The sequence below is a fragment of the Bacteroides sp. Marseille-P8574 genome, assembly GCF_902825465.1.
In the GTDB taxonomy this organism is placed as follows: domain Bacteria; phylum Bacteroidota; class Bacteroidia; order Bacteroidales; family Bacteroidaceae; genus Bacteroides; species Bacteroides uniformis.
On the sequence record NZ_CADEBE010000002.1, the window covers coordinates 1,638,309 to 1,655,656 of the forward strand.

A 17,348-nucleotide genomic window follows, 5' to 3' on the forward strand; every position below is an offset into this window, starting at 1 on the left:
AGATAAAAAGATTCACAGGATAACAATAATTAACGCATCATTTACGGCACTCTGGCTGGACTTCAAACTTCTAGCCAAAGTGCTGTATCTAATTTTCAAACTCTTATCATTATGAAATCATCAGTATTATCCGTGTTCGTTTTGGGGGCATTAATGGCTTGCACAGGCAACAAAAAGGAAGAATTACAAATGACGGCTTCGGGACTGCAACCCGAAAACTTCAAAGCCGTAGTGGATGGTAAAAATACAGGGTTATACACACTCAAAAATAAAAACGACATGGAAGTATGTGTCACCAACTTTGGTGGACGTATCGTTTCTATAATGGTTCCGGACAAGGACGGAAATATGCGCGATGTAGTTTTGGGATTTGAATCCATAAAAGATTACATAGATTATCCCTCTGATTTTGGAGCAAGCATAGGCAGGTATGCCAACAGAATCGGTAACGGACAGTTTTCTTTGGACGGAGTGAAATACCAGTTGCCACAAAACAACTACGGTCACTGTCTGCATGGCGGATTTAAAGGCTTCCAATACGTGATATATGATGTCATGAAGGTTTCGGACAATGAAATCAAACTCTCATATCTCGCGAAAGACATGGAAGAGGGATTTCCGGGAAACGTGACATGTACCGTATCAATGACTCTGACGAACGACAACGCCATAAACATAAATTACGAAGCCGAGACTGACAAGCCTACTATCATAAACATGACAAACCACTCTTACTTCAATCTTGACGGAAAACCGGAGAAGGGTAACAGTGACTATCTGATGATGGTAAACGCCAGTAACTACACTCCTATAGACAGCACATTTATGACGACTGGAGAAATTTTGCCTGTGGAGGGAACACCCTTCGACTTCAGAAAACCAGTAAGGCTGGGCGACAAGCTGATCGAGGAGTGCGAACAACTGAAGAACGGACACGGGATAGACCATAACTGGATACTTGACACCGAGGGCAATTTGAACACGGCGTGCGCATCACTGGAATCTACAGAAAGTGGAATAAAACTGGAGGTGTTTACCAATGAACCTGGAATACAAGTTTACACGGGCAATTTCCTGGACGGAACACAAATCGGCAAGAAAGGGATTAAGTATAACTGCCGTGCTGCCGTATGTCTTGAAACACAAAAATATCCAGATACTCCAAACAAACCCGAATGGCCGTCGTGCATCTTACGCCCGGGAGAAAAATACAACAGCAACACGATATTCAAATTCTCAGTGAACAAATAACATTTGACATGAAAAAAGGAAAGAGGCTAATTTTACTGGGCTTTATAGCGGGCATTTATACGTTTGCTTTTTCTTCTTGCCAGGAAGACAAAGCGATAAAAGAAATATGGCAGGCTTACGATGGCTTTAACCAGTGTCTGCTTGATGAAAATAAATACATATATAAGACCAACACATCATACTCTGAAGCCAAAGACCGGTGGAACGGAGCGGCAGCCATCTGGTGCCAGCCTATCTATTGGGACATGGCCATGAATGCATACAAACTTGCCTGCAAGACCAAGAACAGCAAAAGGAAAGAAAACTTGTTGAAATTGAACCGCAGAATCTTCGAAGGCAACAAGAAACATTATGCCGGTTTCGACTTCCATGACAACAATGAGAATACGGGCTGGTTCATATACGATGACATACAGTGGTGGACAATAACCTTGGCGCGTGCATATCAACTGTTTGGCGAAAAAGAGTACCTTGACTTATCGGAAGCCAGTTTCAGCCGAGTATGGTACGGTTCCGAAAAGGTTGGCGATACAGGGTCTTATGACCCTAAGAGAAGCGGGATGTTCTGGCAATGGCATCCTATAAGAAACCCTAAGCCCAACGACAGTGAGCGCGATGGGAAAATGGCGTGCATAAACTTTCCAACGGTAGTGGCAGCCATGACTCTTTACAACTGCGTGCCAGATGACAGGCAAGAGCCAAAGGCAGATGTAAAGAGACCTCTCTACCAAACCAAAGCACAATATTTGGAGAAAGCCAAAGAAATATACGCATGGGGAACAGAAAATTTACTGGATGCCAAAACCGGAAGGGTAGCTGATAGCAAGCACGGCACAAGCGACTCGCCCAATTGGAAGGCACACATCTACAACCAAGCTACTTTCATAGGAGCATCGGTACTTCTGTATCAAGCCACCGATGAGAAGTCGTATTTAGATAACGCCATACTCGTTGCCGACTATTCCATAAAGACCATGTCGGCCCCAAAAGGGATACTTCCTTTTGAGAATGGGATAGAACAGGGCATTTACACGGCAATATTCGCACAATACATGGCCATGCTGGTTTACGATTGTGGGCAATCGCAATACCTGCCATTCTTGAAACACACCATAAACATAGGATGGAACAATAGGGATGAACAAAGGAACATCTGCGGTGGGGAATATGATGTGAAGGTGAACCCTACCGATACGATAGACAGTTACTCTGCATCAGGCATTCCGGCACTAATGTTGCTGTTCGGCAAATAAAGCCGATAGCGAAATACAGGGTACTTTTATAAGGTAGAAGTAAACAGGTAAAATTGCAAATCCTTTAAAATAGATTTGCAATCTTACCTGTTTTTTAATGAATATTTTTATAACTTTGCTGGTGTAAATAAAATACAATGACAGTGCCTTAAAAACATTCTTAGTATTATGCACATAAAATACCATACAAACACTATTGGAAGACGAACGGAAAACGTATTAATGGTCATATTTTTGTTTTGTTGCGTGGTATCTAGTCTGAATGCGCAGGATTACAAGAACTACATAATAAATATTTATCAAGACAAAGACGGACTGCCGCATAATTCGACAAAGTGCCTCTTGCAAGACAAGTTTGGTTTCGTGTGGATAGGTACAAGAAACGGTTTGTGCTGTTTCGATGGTAAAAGGAACATTCCACTGAAGATTTCGGATAACAACTTAGGAAACGTTTCTATACACTCCCTCTTTGAAGACAAATTAGGCAGGATATGGATGGGCACTGACTACGGGGTATACGTTTATGACAGAATCGGCACCCTTGAGAAGTTCGACAAAATAACCAGATACAGCGTTTCCATAAGCAGCGAGGTAAGTAAAATCGTACAATTGGACAGCAATAAAATACTTGTCGCCACAATGGGACAGGGATATTTCGTGTACAATGTTGACAGTGATGTGCTTGAACAGTACAATTCACACTACTCGTTCATCTTGGACGTATATACCGATGGGAAAGATTTATATTTGACCACCTTGCAGGAACAGTTCTTACACTTTGACCTCAACGGTAAGCTTGCAGACGCTTACAATTTCTCGGAAAATCGCCTGAACCTTGAGACTCCTTTGCTAACGAACAGGTTCATCTGCAAAGGGAAAAATTCGCTCTGGATAGGAGGAGGCGACACAAACGACTTGTTTGAGTTTTATCCGCAATCGGGAGATATTGTGCATCATAAACTGGAAAATGCGACCTTCAAGTCTGTAAAATGCATCATTCCGCTCGGTAACGAAGAACTGCTGTTAGGGACAAACAAAGGATTGTATATATTCACTCCCCACGATGAGGCGATTTCTGAATTTGAATATTCAGAGAAAGTGAGCATTTATAATCTGGACATAAACGAATTGGTAAAAGACAATGAGGGGGGGATATGGGTGCTAACAGAACATTCGGGGGTGATGCACATAAGCCCTAGAAATAAGCGATTCTACAATCACAACATACCAGGTAACTACATGGTAAATGCTTTCTGTCAAGGCATGGAGGACAACACTATATTAGTAGGTTCGCAGAATGGATTGTACAAATACGACATAGAGAAAAATCTACTGGAAGAATCCCCTTCAGGGACGAACCTGAAATATGACATACGCTCGCTATGCAGGAATAATAATGAATTGTGGATAGGAACATTGTCGGACGGAGTGATTGTTATGGACCTTACAACTGGGAAAACAAAGCACTACGTTAGTTCATTTAACTCACCAAACACCATCACCAGCAATAATATAAAAAAGATATTAAGGACTAAAGGTGGAGACATCATAATAGGCACCAATTGGGGCGTGTGCTATTATGACAAAAAACACGATAACTTCAGGACTGAAACAATCTTGGGAGCTATGATGGCTATAGCCGATATATATGAGGATGGCAAAAATAATATCTGGTTTGCCACAGATAACGGAGGAGTGTACAGGCACAACCTTAACACCCAAACATGGAGATACTACAAACATAATCCGGAAAATCCTTATTCCTTGCCTAATAATTCTGTAATAAAAATCTTCGAGGACAAGGAAGGTAAACTCATATTAAGTACGAACGGAAACGGGCTTTGCTTGTTTGACTATGATAAGGATGGCTTTATCGGGGAATATGGCAGGGGACATGGGTTGCATTCAAATATAGTGGTGAACTCCATGGAGCAGGACATGGAAGGAAAGTTGTGGCTTTCCACCAATTCTGGATTGTGTTGTCTCAATACGAACGACAGCTTAAATCATACCCATTTCACATCATTGGATGGATTGCAGAGGAATTTCTTCTGCGAAAGTGCATCGTACACCACAAAAAACGGAACTTTGATGTTTGGTGGAAGCAATGGATTCAACGTGTTTAATCCATTGAATTTCAAGCAAAACAAATTTATTCCTCCTGTTTACATCACTGACATTAATTTCTTAAAAGTCAAGGAAAATGCCGAAAAAGAAAAGATAATCGGTAATGATAAACCTTTATATTTGTCTGGGAAAATAAGAATACCACATTCGTACAATAGCTTCACTGTGCATTTTGCATCTTTAAGTTATGTGGAGCCTGAAAAGAATTTGTTTTCATATAAAATGGAGGGGCTGGACAAATCGTGGATGAATCAGACGAAGAGCAACTCCGTAACGTACACCAACCTCGCTCCCGGAAAGTATTGCTTGTACGTGAAAGGCTCGAATAACGACCAAGTATGGAACGACAAGGTTGCCAAGCTGCAAATCATCATTACTCCACCCTGGTATTTATCAGTATGGGCATATTGCGCTTATTCTATTTTGACAATATCCATGCTGACGTATTTGTTGATTAAGCGAGACAGGCACCTCAAGAAAAGGTACAACTTGCGCATGGAAAGGTTCAAGGAAGAGAAGGAAAGGGAATTGTACAAAAACAAAATCAATTTCTTCATAAACTTGATACACGAAATAAAGACTCCGCTCACGTTGATTAAACTTCCGCTGGACAACTTGATGAAAGACTCTGCGGTCAACAGCAAGGAGAGAGAGTATCTTTCAGTAATGAGCAGGAACGTAAACTATTTGATTGGGGTGACAAATGAGCTGCTCGATTTTCAGAAGATTGAATCGGGGGAAATGAAACTTAATTTTGAAACCACCGATATAGGTTCACTTATCAAAGTGACTTATGAACAGTTTATAGGGATAGCGGAAATAAAGAACATCAATCTACAGAACGATGTGGGCGCAGATTTCCAGCACGAAATACGGGTCGATAAGGATAAAATAAGGAAAATACTGGTAAATCTCCTTAGCAATGCCATGAAATATGCGGAAAAGAGTGTCGTGTTATCATCGAATGTTGATGGCGATTATGTCAATATCTATGTTGCCGATGACGGACCGGGCATAGACAACCAAGAAAAAGAGAAGGTATTTCAGGTCTTCTATCAGTCGAAAGGGGAAAAGCACCAGCCCGGCACAGGCATAGGGCTTGCTTATGCGCGTACGTTGGCGGAAAACCATCATGGGAAACTCTATGTGCAGGACAACGAGCAGGGTGGAACAACATTTGTTTTATCACTGCCTTTATACAAAAACGAACTGATACCAGAAGATGAAAGGCTTGAAGTCCTATCAGATTCTGCAATGATGAATGATAAAGAAGCTATTTCCGATGATGACGTACTGCTGCAACAGAACCACATAGTCCTGCTGGTTGAAGACAATCCGGACTTGCTGAAAATGGAATCGGCAAATTTGAAGAAGTGGTTTAAGATACTGAAGGCAAAGAACGGGGAACAAGCTCTTAAAATAATAGACAATCACGATGTGGACATTATAGTAAGCGATGTGATGATGCCTGTCATGGATGGATTGGAATTATGTCAGAGGGTTAAGGACAACATAGAATATTCGCATATTCCCGTCATCTTGCTTACGGCAAAGACATTGCCTGAGTCGAAGACCGAAGGCTTTTGCCACGGAGCGGATGCGTATGTGGAAAAACCGTTCACGATATTGCAATTATGTATGCAAATAAGGAACTTGCTGAGGCTACGCCGTTCCTTGCAGAAACGTATACAACCGTTGGCTAACATAGAAAATAATTTACATCAAACAGAAGCTTTCTTCTCCAATAAAGATATGGAATTTCTTAAAATGCTGAAAGAAAACATTAGCAACCAGTTGTCAGACGAAAACTTCTCAATAGATTCTTTGACTGCGATAATGAACATGAGCCGTTCTAATTTCTACAGGAAGCTTAAGGCTCTTACAGGTATGTCTCCCAACGAATACTTGAAGAATTGCAGGTTGAATAGGGCCGCCGAGTTGTTAAAAGAAGGATACCGCATAACGGAAATCTTTGAGCAAACAGGATTCTGTTCCTCATCTTATTTCGCCAAATGCTTCAAAGCTAAGTTTGGCGTACTTCCCAAAGATTTTCAGAATAATAAAGAGGTATCATAGTAATCACAGGTTACATCAAGGAAAAAATAACCACATTTTTATGACTTTATGACAGAATTAAGAATCAAAAGTTTGATATGATTTTCATACCTAAATTGACGAAGGACCAACAATGATTGAATTTGCTTTCATCGTAAGTACTTGAATAATAACACCTTCTACTTTCATTTTCCTCCTTACTTTTGCTGCAAAAAATAATGTCTATGATGCAGCGACGTAAACACATGATGAGCAGAGAAAAATTTATCTTCGTTCTTTTCCGTTAGCAACAGAGTGAAGTGGAGACGTGTTCATTTTCTACAACCGTTTCCGGACCAAGATAAAATTGCTCCATGCCGAACTGGGAGGTCTGGTCCTTTATGAAAAGCTGCTTGAAGAAGGCACCTTCAAGATACCCGCCTATGATCCTACCACCCATTCTTACCCCACGACCTGGAGTGACCTGATCGTTATGGTGGAAGGCATCAATGAAGATGTCAGTAAAGGCAGGCAGAGACGGCTTTCCAATTTGAAAAAGTATTGGTAAACGGTTGTAAACAAACAGCTTGAAGGCTTGTTTTTCTTGTAGCTTTTCGCTATCTTTATATCATCAAAAAAGATATTGAATGGCAAAAGAAGATGCAATCGGACAAGCTGTGGAATACTCAATGGAACAGCTGCTGGATATCAACCGCAAACAGAGTGAGATCATCTCAGCCCAGGTAAGGACCATAGAAGAACTCCGGGGTACGATCGTTGAGTTGAACGCCTCCCTGGCATGGCTGAAGAGAAAGATGTTTGGAAAGATGAGTGAGAAATGCAAACCTGCCGATAACGGAGCCCCGAAGCTCCCTTTTGACTATGCGACCTGGAACAGATAGAGGCAGCAATCGAAGAGACCCGGAGCAGGGCGACAGAACAAATTACCGTCCCCCCAGTCCCAGGCCACCAATAAAACGCCACACCGTAACCGGGTCGCCATGGATAACCTTCCCGATTGTAACAGTCGTCATCGAACCGGAGAATGTCGATTTAAGCAGATACGTCAAGATAGGCGAGGAACATACCAGGACCCTTGAGATGAAACCCGGCTACCTCTATGTGAAAGACACAGTACGTCTCACATACGCCCTGAAGAATGAAATGGAGGCCGTTGATAACGGAGAAAAGGCTGTAATAACCGCTCCCATGCCACTGACACCCATATATAAAGGTATGCCCGGAGCTTCCATGCTCGCTGAGGTCCTTTTACAGACAGATTCTCCGTCTGCCTCATCCAAGGGAAATGTGTAAGTATGCTCGGCATTCACAACCAATTTGTCAACAGCTATCTCCGAAACGTCAATGATGTGGTAACTCTTACCGAACACGATTTTCGGACTGGACTCATCAGAGAACAGCATACCCTTACATACCTTTTCTTGATTGTGAATTTTGAGAGTAATCTCATCCTGCTTCAGATTGAAAGCTATCTTCACCTTGAACCAATGCCTCCGCCTTACTGACAGGCAAGGCTATCAACACGCACTTCCCCTCCTAGTTCAGACGGAACAAGATATCATCGCCACAAAAATCAAAGAAAAGATTGAAAATCTGTCCTTCGTCAGCTCCCTTAACCCGCAACACATAGCCGATACTCTCGGTAGAATACAACGCCATGTTGAACTCCAAGTCAAAGTAGTCTTTGAAAGAGGAACAACTGTGGGCAAACACATCATAGGATGTTCTTTCGTCAATAGGGCTGGCTGCGCCACGAAATCTCAATCCGTATGCGGAAACTATTTGGGTAGTGCAAAGGCTAATTATTAAAATAATATATCTATATAAATGTATCATTAGGTTTTCATTTAAGGTTATGCAATACCATCATAAAACATTAGCCAACATTTATTAAGAAATGAAGGGAAGATTGATATGCAATATATAAAACATTAATAAACGAATAATATTTTGCTTAAATAAAGTAAGTTCCTATACAGCTATTATAAAAGCCTAAAAGTCCGTATCATCTCCGCTCCTATAGAGGCGGAAGATGTACGGACTAGATGAGAAGTAGATACGGAGATGTTATGAAGACTACATGGAAAAGTTATGACGCAGGTACTCCCGTCACAATTCCCCGACCATGTGTCCCTATATAGACCCGCCCATATTCCTGCATGTCACCGCAGATATGCAATACCAGGCCATATTGATGGGCATCATCGTTGATACGTACCCAAGAGTTCGCCGCATCGTCAGAACGGAAGAAACCGTATTGCCCGTTAACTACGCCTATCAGATAGATGGCAGGATAATCATTGCCTGGCTTTGCCTTGCCGAAACCAAAAGCATAGATGGTACGTACCTTATCCAAAGCACGGAAATCAAATTTTTCTGAAGCAGCAGAGCGGTACAAACCATCATAAGCTGCAATCCACAAATCTTTTTCATGACCGGGAGTAGCGTAGATACGGTCTTGTCCTCCACGCGGATCTCCTCTTCGTACGGCGGCACCGGCATTACCCCGTTGGAACCGTTTAACAGTTAAATTCAATGTGTCGGCATGAAAAGTCGCCCCACCATCCTCGCTGCTATACAATATTTCGGCCACAGCATCTACAGCATAAAAACGTTGGGGGTTCACCTTGTCTGCAATGACGCGGATATTCTTAGGCAAACCACGGCAAGATAGCCAAGAAGCCCCCTTATCACGGGTCAGATAAGCCTCCGAGCGGTCGGGTGTCCAAATCCAAGAAGAGCCGTCTGCTGCCACGGCGATATGCCCATTACGAGACTTTTCCGTCGGAACAGTGGCACACATAGTCCAGTGCCTGCCCCCATCTTCTGAATATGAAATGGTCTTTGCACCCGGCTGATGGCCGAACAGTGTACCAACTCTGACTATCAAATCCTGCTTCAGCCAGGCACCCGTCACTCCATTCGTATTTCCGAAATGAGGATTGGCATGGCTGCCCAACGAATCGGGCCGATTGAGGTCGAAATGCGTAAAGCCACCATAATCACCGATACCGGAAATCAGACGCGCCCCTTTTTCGGGAGCATAGAGTTCGAGAGGCACGGTCTCTTCGATACCGGCAGACATGATACTCCATTTCACCGGTTCCCCACGTTCCACGGCAGAGAGGTTGAAAGTTTCCCAACCGCCGAAACCGGTGGTAAACATGGCATGTTCAGCGTCGGTAGGGTCTATCTCTATGTCGAACATCCAGTGTAGGGGCGTTACCTTTGTATAGGGAGCTTTGGAATAATCATACTCATATCCCGTCTTGAAAATCGGTTTCCAGCTCTTGCCACCGTCAGTCGTACGGAACATCTCATCACTTTTATAACCGTGCTTGCCCCCTAGACTGTGTGTACTGGCAATCAGATGCTTCGGATTACGAGAATCTACAGATACGGCTGCATAGCCAAATCCTGCCTTTTCGCCACCTGGCAGTCTGACGGGAGAAATGTCTGTCCATTTGCCTTTACGGATATCGTATTTCCACACACCTCCATCCCCCATCTGGCTTGGACCGGGAGTATCCCCATACGTCAGAATCAATTGCCCGTCACCGGTCAAGACCATATGCGTGGGGCGATACTGCACCGGCTGCCCCTCAACCGGCTGCCAGCTTTCACCATAGTCGTGGCTCACGAACAGATTTTCCCTTCCCATCAATGAAGCCGCCACATAAATGTCACGGGTACCACGCCCATCTTGAGTACCTTGTACATCGTAGACTATGCAGACAATGCCACTACCGCGATTCCCCCATGCAGCACGGTCGGCAGGATTGAACTTCTCGGAGACATCCGGGAAAGACACCACCCGTGCCCAGCTCTGCCCCTTATCCATACTGCGCCACAAACCATGCAAACGGGTTCCCATATAAATGATATTCCCATTCTGCGGGTCCACCATCATCCGTTCCCCATTACCACGCCCGTTCTCGTTGCCGCCCATCGTAAAGGGCACATCGATACGGGCAAAGGTTCTGCCGCCATCATAAGAACAAAGTATGGCCCCATTGGAGCTACTGGTATACGTACCGCAGGCAATATACACGTTCTGCGGATTCTGCGGGTCGATGGCAATGCTCTCCACCCCCTGCAGATTGCTTTCATCCAGACTTATCCAGTCCAGCAAGGGCGTCCACTGGTTGGAAGCAGCGTCCCACCGGTAGGCTCCTCCCATATCGGTGCGGCAATAACGGACACCGGGAGCTTCTGGGTGAAAAACAATACCGTCCACAAAGCCTCCTCCCACTATCGGTACACTCTTCCATTCGTAAGAAACGGAATTCACCGGAGATATATCTTGAGCAAGCATCGGCATGCCGCCCAGCATCAAACTTATTCCTGCTAAAAACAACTGTCTTTTCATAAGCATCAGAGTTCTAAAACAAACGTTCTTGATATTTTCTTCAAAGATAGGAATATTTCATTGATATTTCAGACTGAAACTTTTGCTACAGTGCACATATAATCCTAACAACCAACGTTTTAATAAAAGCAAGAAACTAAATCAAGCCATAAAAAGATTAAAACGGCACCTATCACAGTTCTTCTCTCTAACAGTTTTTGTAACAACAATGCAACATATATGACACAAAAACACAACACGCATGTCCGAACTTTGTCATCGACAAATCATTCGACAACAACAGATTATGAAAAAAAGTGCATTGACAGTACTAATTGCCCTGCTGCCGCTGGCCGCAATTGCCCAAACGCCCTCCATCAACGAGGACGGAAAAAAGATTGAAAAGGAGAAGATGGAAACCAAAGACTACCTACCGGAAGTCCACGGAACCATCCGCGCCAAATACGAATATCAGACCACCATGGGTGCAGGACGTTTCGAAGTACGCAATGCCCGCATCAGCGTGACGGGTAACGTATTGCCTAGCGTAGCCTACAAAGCCGAGATAGACCTCTCCGACGAAGGTCAAATCAAGATGCTGGATGCCTACGCCCGGCTTTTCCCGACAAAAGGACTGACAGTCACCACCGGACAAATGCGCGTCCCCTTCACCATCGACGCCCACCGCTCACCGCACCAGCAATACTTCCCCAACCGCTCGTTCATCGCCAAGCAAGTGGGCAATGTACGGGACGTGGGGTTCACAGTAGGATATACCCTGCCTACCGGTGTACCTATCACTGTGGAAGGAGGACTTTTCAACGGTTCCGGACTGACTAACCAGAAAGAATGGCACAAGGAAGTGAACTACTCCGCCAAAGCCCAATTTCTCTTCACCAAAGGACTGAACCTAACACTGAGCGTGCAGAGCATCCAGCCGGAAGAAGTACGTATGCAATCCTACGACATCGGTGCCTACTATGAAACCGGCCGTTTCCATATCGAAGGCGAATATTTGTACAAGCAATATTCCGACAACGCTTTCAAAGATGTACACGCTGTCAACACCTTCATCAACTACGATCTGCCGTTACGGAAAGTATTCAACAAAATGTCTTTCCTGCTGCGCTACGACATGATGACCGACCAGAGCGACGCCAAAACCGCCGATGAAGAAACCGGCAGATTGACGGTGACCGACTACAAACGCCAACGCCTAACGGGCGGCATCACCTTCAGCCTCAGCAAAGCATTCCGCACAGACCTCCGGTTGAATTACGAGAAATACTTCTATGCCAAAAACAGCATAGCGAAGGAGTCGGAACAAGACAAAGTAGTATTGGAATTGATGATACGCTTCTGATATTTCTTGGCTTCCCCTTGTTTCTTTCATTCCAAAAATGTATATTTGGAATAAATTATTCCGAGCTATGGCAAATCCAATCATACCCGGTATACCGCAGACTGAACAAGACTTATTGTATAGTAAACTGAATGCATACAATCAAGGGAGAGCCTCTTATAAGGAAGTAGGCGCCTATCTTATCGTACTGCCCCGGCCTGAGTATCTCCAATATACTTTGTGGATTTACTCTCCACTGCCCGGGAGACAGTCCATCTTCTACATTTGCGACCTTTCCACCGACATTCACGAAACGCTGCGGATGGCAAGCACGCTATGCTTCTACTCACCGCGCAGCCTGCTGCTTGTGGAGTACAATGCCAAAAGAATGCAGAGCAAAGGGGACGACATTATCTCCATAGGCAAATACCACGGACATTTCCTGCACGAAATTCTCCGTATAGACCCAGCCTATCTTACGTGGATAGCCTTCAAATTCCAGCCACGCATCCCCAAGCAGGAACGTTTCGTACAGATTGCCAAGATTTACCATTCAGTCCACCTCGACATACAACGAAGAAAAACGTACCAAACCACCGGCGGACGTTTCCTGGGGAAGGAAGGGGAAAAAGTGGAGAACCTGACACTGACCGTACTCAGCGTGCGACTGGAAGACAACCCCTACAAGACGCAGCTCAAAGGGACCACTCCTTATTTCTATGTACGCCAAGTGTTGAAACTGAAAGACTCCATCGGCAACTTCGTCAGCATCCGGCTGAATGCACGCACGGCAAGCCGGAAATCATGCCAGCTGCCCGCCGTGGAACATGCCTACCAGATGGGAGAAGTAATGAAGATAGCATCGGCACGCATCGCGCGTACCTATATAATAGGAAGTACGAAATACACCCGATTGACACATGTAAAGTTACACGTCCCTACCGGGTAAAAGATTTTCTATCAGATACGAACCACACGCTGCATACGGCTGCTTTCCCAGGCTGCCTCAATCAAGCGGATGACTCCGACCACCTCGCGGGCATCGCTCTGCAAAGGTTCGCCGTGGTGGATATGCCGATAAATATTCTCATAAAAAACTGCATAATCACCGGGAAGACTTGGATAGGGTTCATAAACAATTCTACCGTCTTTTTCCGTATAAAGCAGTCCCCAAGAGGATTTGTCCTCCTCGCCCCAGTGCGAAGTGCCGGGCAATACGCCCTCGGTCAAGGCGGCTTCCTGCGGGTCGAAACCATATTTCACGTAAGAACCTTCCCTACCGTGGAGGACGAAACGGGGTTCGCTCGCACACATCAGATAGCTGGATTTCAGCGTTATCTTCACTTCGGGCGCCTTTGAGGGACGTAGCAAATGGATGATGAAATAGTCGTCTACCTTGCTGTCCTTGCGCAACGTGGCAATATCTGCAAAGACGGCTTCGGGCATACCGAACAGCTGCACAGCCTGGTCTATGACGTGGGCACCCAGGTTATAGGTCAAGCCGCCCCCATCTTGTCCGGTTTCCTTCCAAGTATTCGGCTTGATAAAATTACGATAACGGGGGAAGGTGGATTCAAACTCCACCAGATGCCCCAGCAAGCCTTTGGACAGTATTTGCTTAACTGTCAGGAAATCGCAGTCCCACCGGCGGTTCTGGTAAACGCTCAAGGTCAGCCCCCGGCTTGCGGCAAATGCCACAAGTTCCTCAGCTTCTGCCACGGTGGTGGTGAAAGGCTTCTCCACAACCACATGCTTACCTGCTTCGAGGGCGCGGCGGGCATACTCATAATGAGTGCTGTCCGGCGTGTTGATGACAACCAAATCCAGCTCTTCCACTTCGATAAGTTCCTCAAAACTCCGCACAATACAAGCGTCGGGATACTTCTCCCGGGAGAGTTCCTTACTGCGCTCCGTAACGGCAGTCAATTCAAAATGAGGGTTAGTGGAGATAAAGGGGGCATGGAAAACACGTCCCGACATTCCGTAAGCGGCTAATCCGGTCCTTATCTTGTCCATATCGTTCTTTTTAAGTTCACCATTATTCCGTCACCAACGGACGCTTACGCCAATCGTCCTTCATATAGCTGTCGGGGTAGACCGTCTTATCAATAATTTCGCCACCTTTCAGACGAATCCAGGTGGTGAAAGTACGGGCACCTTCCTTCATCAAAATGACACGTGCACCGTTGGACAAATGGTTGTACTCGGTATTACCACCGGTGAAACGGCCGTAAGCCAGCAGGATACCTTTCCACATTACGGCATAATCGTTGTCATGATCGTGCCCGACAAACATACCCATCACATCACCAGCCTCTTTCATGGCAGTGAACATGCCCGTATTCAGTTCCGGAGCGCAAGCCTTTTCCATGCGGGTACCTATCAGTATGGCGTTCTCGTCGGAAGCGGCTTCGTTATATTCCGGCAAAGGAATATGGAAAAATGCTAGTGCAGGCAAAGGTTGCCCACCGTTCTTTGCTTTATAAGTGGCACTCTGCTGGCGGTACCAGTTCACCTGGTCGAAAGTAAGCCAGTCGTACCCCTTTACGTCGGGTAGTTTGGAGTAGGAATGGGAATCCAGACAGTAAAGCAGGGCTGCATCCTTCTTGCCGTCCGAGGATTTCAGTGTGAGGACATAGTCGGGAGATTCTACTCCGCCACGGTCGGGCTGGATATTGAAAGGCATGGAACGGATAACGTCATAAAGCTCAGCACGTGTTTTTCCCTGCTCGTTGTCGTGGTTGCCAAAGGTTACGACAAAAGGAATCTTACGGTCCGTAGCATAGGAAAGCACCTTGCGCATGGCTGTATCGGCAGGTGCGGCATAAACCACATCGCCGGTAAAGACTACTAAATCGGGGCACTCAGCATCAAGCACCTCGCCAATACGCTTCAAAGCAATATCCGAAGCCGGATTGCCATACTTGAAGTGGATGTCTGTAAACTGGACGATTTTAAACTCTCCGTTCTTGTTGAACTGCAAAGGCGATACTTGTGCCGGGCAGAACAAGGAGGATAAAAGTGTCAGACAAAAGGCCAAGGAGATTTTCTTCATATAAGTGGATGATTAAATTGAGTTGATATTATTATTCCTTTACTATCAATACAGTGGCATAGGCGGATATACCTTCCTCCCTGCCCGTAAAGCCGAGTTTCTCCGTGGTGGTGGCCTTGATGGAGATGGCATCCTCATCTATTCCCATCACCGCGGCAAGCGTACGCTGCATTTCGGGAATATAGGTCTTCAACTTAGGCCGCTCAGCGCAGATGGTGGCATCAATGTTACCTACCGAATAGCCTTTGGTAGCTATCAATTCTATTGTTTTCTTTAGCAGAATCTTACTGTCTATGTTCTTAAACTCACCGGCAGTATCAGGAAAATGATAGCCGATGTCACGCATATTCGCCGCTCCCAGCAATGCGTCACAGATAGTATGGATGAGCACGTCCGCATCCGAGTGCCCCAACAATCCCTTTTCATGTTCCAGGCGGATGCCGCCCAGCCAAAGTTCGCGCCCTGCCACCAGTTGATGGACATCAAAGCCAAAACCTACACGTATCTTCATATCGTTGCTTCTTTAAGTTGACACGAAAGTACGGAAAAAAAGCGAGGTAACAAGAAAAAACAAGACGAAGATAATCAGCGAATATTGAAGTCAAGTACTTTCCCTTCCCCAAGATAACCCTGCAAGTGCTGTCCGATGCTGACGGGAGCGACTCCCGCGGGTGTTCCCGTGAACAGCAAGTCACCGATTTTCAAGGTCATGAAGCGGCTGACATAGGCAATGATATCATCTACCCGGAACAACATGTCCGCTGTATGGCCACGTTGAACCTCCTTATCATCAATCGTCAGACGAAAGTCCAGATTCTGTACATTGCCGCCCACCTGTTCCAAAGGAACAAAGGTACCGATAGCTGCCGAATTGTCGAAACCTTTGCAAAGCTCCCACGGATTACCCGCCTCACGGAACTTACGTTGCAAGTCGCGTGCCGTGAAGTCGATGCCCACCGTCACCGCATCGTAATAGCGATGGGCAAAGCGAGGAGCAATATTCTTGCCCAAACGGCAGATGCGTACCACCACTTCTGCCTCATAATGCACTTCGTTGGAAAAGTCGGGGATAAAGAAAGGTTTGCCATCTTTCAGTATAGCTGAATCGGGTTTCAAAAAAATAACCGGTTCCTTATTCTCGTGTGTATGTCCCAGCTCTTTGTTGTGCAGAGCATAGTTCATTCCTACAGCAATAATCTTCATTACTTGATTTCGTTAAAGTTTAGTCTGTTAAACATCACGGCCAGATGGGCATAAAGGGAAGTGTTCTGCACGACAATGTTCTCGGGAACGCGGATACGGAACGGGGTGAAGTTCCATACGGCCTTGATACCACCCTCTACCATGGAATCCGTTATCTGCTGGGCTATTTCGATAGGTACCGTCAGCACGCCTATATTGACATCGTACTCCTGCATCTTCTGCTTGAACTCGTCCGAATGATAGATGGGGATGCCGCTCAATGTCGTACCCACCAATTCAAGCTTCACATCAAAAGCAGCCACTATCTCCAAACCGAAATGGCTCAGACCCGAGTCGCGCAGCAAAGCACCTCCCAAGCTTCCAACACCGAACAGAAATGCTTTGTGTATATTGGTAAATCCCAGGAAATCCTCCAGTACAGCTATCAGCGTGTCCACCTCATATCCCACACGCGTACGGCCCGAGATATTAACATACGAAAGGTCTTTGGCAATCTGTGAAGCATCAATATTGATTTCCTTGGAAATCTGGGTGGATGATACGAATCGTTCCCCCTTTTGTTTCAGCAACTTTACATTGGAAAGGTACCACGGAAGCCGGCGCAAAGTAGGTTCCGGCACCTTCATGGTTTCTTTTTTCTGTAACGGACTGCTCATAGTTTCTTATTTAAGTTCTCAATATTGCGATTGACAAAAGTAGTGCTTTTTTTCTAAT

At 45.3% G+C, this 17,348-nt stretch carries 15 protein-coding genes; 8 read left to right on the plus strand and 7 right to left on the minus strand.

Annotation, left to right across the window (positions count from 1 at the left end; translation table 11 throughout):
* Positions 1 to 111: 111 nt before the first annotated feature.
* The 6 genes from HUX74_RS19500 (at position 112) to HUX74_RS20875 (ending at position 7,979) form a co-directional block, all read left to right on the plus strand.
* Positions 112 to 1,251, plus strand: a complete 1,140-nt coding sequence (locus HUX74_RS19500; protein ID WP_138344894.1) for an aldose epimerase family protein — start codon at positions 112 to 114, stop codon at positions 1,249 to 1,251.
* 8 nt (positions 1,252 to 1,259) lie between these two features.
* Positions 1,260 to 2,504 carry a glycoside hydrolase family 76 protein gene (locus tag HUX74_RS19505; protein WP_174647257.1) on the plus strand — a complete coding sequence of 415 codons (1,245 nt, stop codon included), beginning with the start codon at positions 1,260 to 1,262 and terminating at the stop codon, positions 2,502 to 2,504.
* Between the two features lie 246 nt (positions 2,505 to 2,750).
* A complete protein-coding gene (locus HUX74_RS19510; protein ID WP_174647258.1) occupies positions 2,751 to 6,707 on the plus strand; it encodes a hybrid sensor histidine kinase/response regulator transcription factor in 3,957 nt (1,318 codons plus the stop codon).
* A gap of 286 nt (positions 6,708 to 6,993) precedes the next feature.
* On the plus strand, positions 6,994 to 7,233 hold the full coding sequence (gene tnpB / locus HUX74_RS19515; RefSeq protein WP_174647259.1) for an IS66 family insertion sequence element accessory protein TnpB: 240 nt from the start codon (positions 6,994 to 6,996) through the stop codon (positions 7,231 to 7,233).
* Positions 7,234 to 7,312: 79 nt separating this feature from the next.
* Positions 7,313 to 7,567 (plus strand): transposase, encoded by a 255-nt coding sequence (locus tag HUX74_RS20870; protein ID WP_226791225.1) that lies wholly within the window; start codon positions 7,313 to 7,315, stop codon positions 7,565 to 7,567.
* Positions 7,542 to 7,979, plus strand: coding sequence for a hypothetical protein (locus HUX74_RS20875; protein WP_254592896.1), 438 nt, complete (start codon positions 7,542 to 7,544; stop codon positions 7,977 to 7,979). The genes HUX74_RS20870 and HUX74_RS20875 overlap by 26 nt, the downstream gene beginning before the upstream one ends.
* 243 nt (positions 7,980 to 8,222) lie before the next feature.
* On the opposite strand, the gene HUX74_RS20880 is transcribed toward HUX74_RS20875, so the two are convergent.
* Positions 8,223 to 8,522 (minus strand): hypothetical protein, encoded by a 300-nt coding sequence (locus tag HUX74_RS20880; RefSeq protein WP_254592897.1) that lies wholly within the window; start codon positions 8,520 to 8,522, stop codon positions 8,223 to 8,225.
* A 253-nt stretch (positions 8,523 to 8,775) separates the two neighbouring features.
* Positions 8,776 to 11,055, minus strand: a complete 2,280-nt coding sequence (locus tag HUX74_RS19530; protein WP_254592898.1) for an exo-alpha-sialidase — start codon at positions 11,053 to 11,055, stop codon at positions 8,776 to 8,778.
* Between the two features lie 286 nt (positions 11,056 to 11,341).
* Between HUX74_RS19530 and HUX74_RS19535 the strand changes: the two genes are divergently transcribed.
* Complete coding sequence (locus HUX74_RS19535; RefSeq protein WP_254592899.1) at positions 11,342 to 12,397, plus strand: porin; 1,056 nt, start codon at positions 11,342 to 11,344, stop codon at positions 12,395 to 12,397.
* A 67-nt stretch (positions 12,398 to 12,464) separates the two neighbouring features.
* The gene (locus tag HUX74_RS19540) at positions 12,465 to 13,325 is read left to right on the plus strand and encodes a hypothetical protein (protein WP_061411225.1); all 861 of its coding nucleotides are present in this window, start codon (positions 12,465 to 12,467) and stop codon (positions 13,323 to 13,325) included.
* Between the two features lie 11 nt (positions 13,326 to 13,336).
* Here HUX74_RS19540 and HUX74_RS19545 read toward each other — a convergent pair whose 3' ends face one another.
* The 5 genes from HUX74_RS19545 to HUX74_RS19565 form a co-directional block, all read right to left on the minus strand.
* On the minus strand, positions 13,337 to 14,392 hold the full coding sequence (locus tag HUX74_RS19545; protein WP_174647262.1) for a Gfo/Idh/MocA family oxidoreductase: 1,056 nt from the start codon (positions 14,390 to 14,392) through the stop codon (positions 13,337 to 13,339).
* Between the two features lie 22 nt (positions 14,393 to 14,414).
* On the minus strand, positions 14,415 to 15,431 hold the full coding sequence (locus HUX74_RS19550; protein ID WP_174647263.1) for a metallophosphoesterase family protein: 1,017 nt from the start codon (positions 15,429 to 15,431) through the stop codon (positions 14,415 to 14,417).
* 31 nt (positions 15,432 to 15,462) lie between these two features.
* The gene (gene ispF, locus HUX74_RS19555) at positions 15,463 to 15,942 is read right to left on the minus strand and encodes a 2-C-methyl-D-erythritol 2,4-cyclodiphosphate synthase (RefSeq protein ID WP_057259122.1); all 480 of its coding nucleotides are present in this window, start codon (positions 15,940 to 15,942) and stop codon (positions 15,463 to 15,465) included.
* Between the two features lie 74 nt (positions 15,943 to 16,016).
* On the minus strand, positions 16,017 to 16,634 hold the full coding sequence (locus tag HUX74_RS19560) for a fumarylacetoacetate hydrolase family protein (protein ID WP_061411220.1): 618 nt from the start codon (positions 16,632 to 16,634) through the stop codon (positions 16,017 to 16,019).
* Entirely contained in the window at positions 16,634 to 17,290 is a 657-nt protein-coding gene (locus HUX74_RS19565) for a redox-sensing transcriptional repressor Rex (protein ID WP_061411218.1), read from the minus strand. The genes HUX74_RS19560 and HUX74_RS19565 overlap by 1 nt, the downstream gene beginning before the upstream one ends.
* Positions 17,291 to 17,348 lie beyond the last annotated feature (58 nt).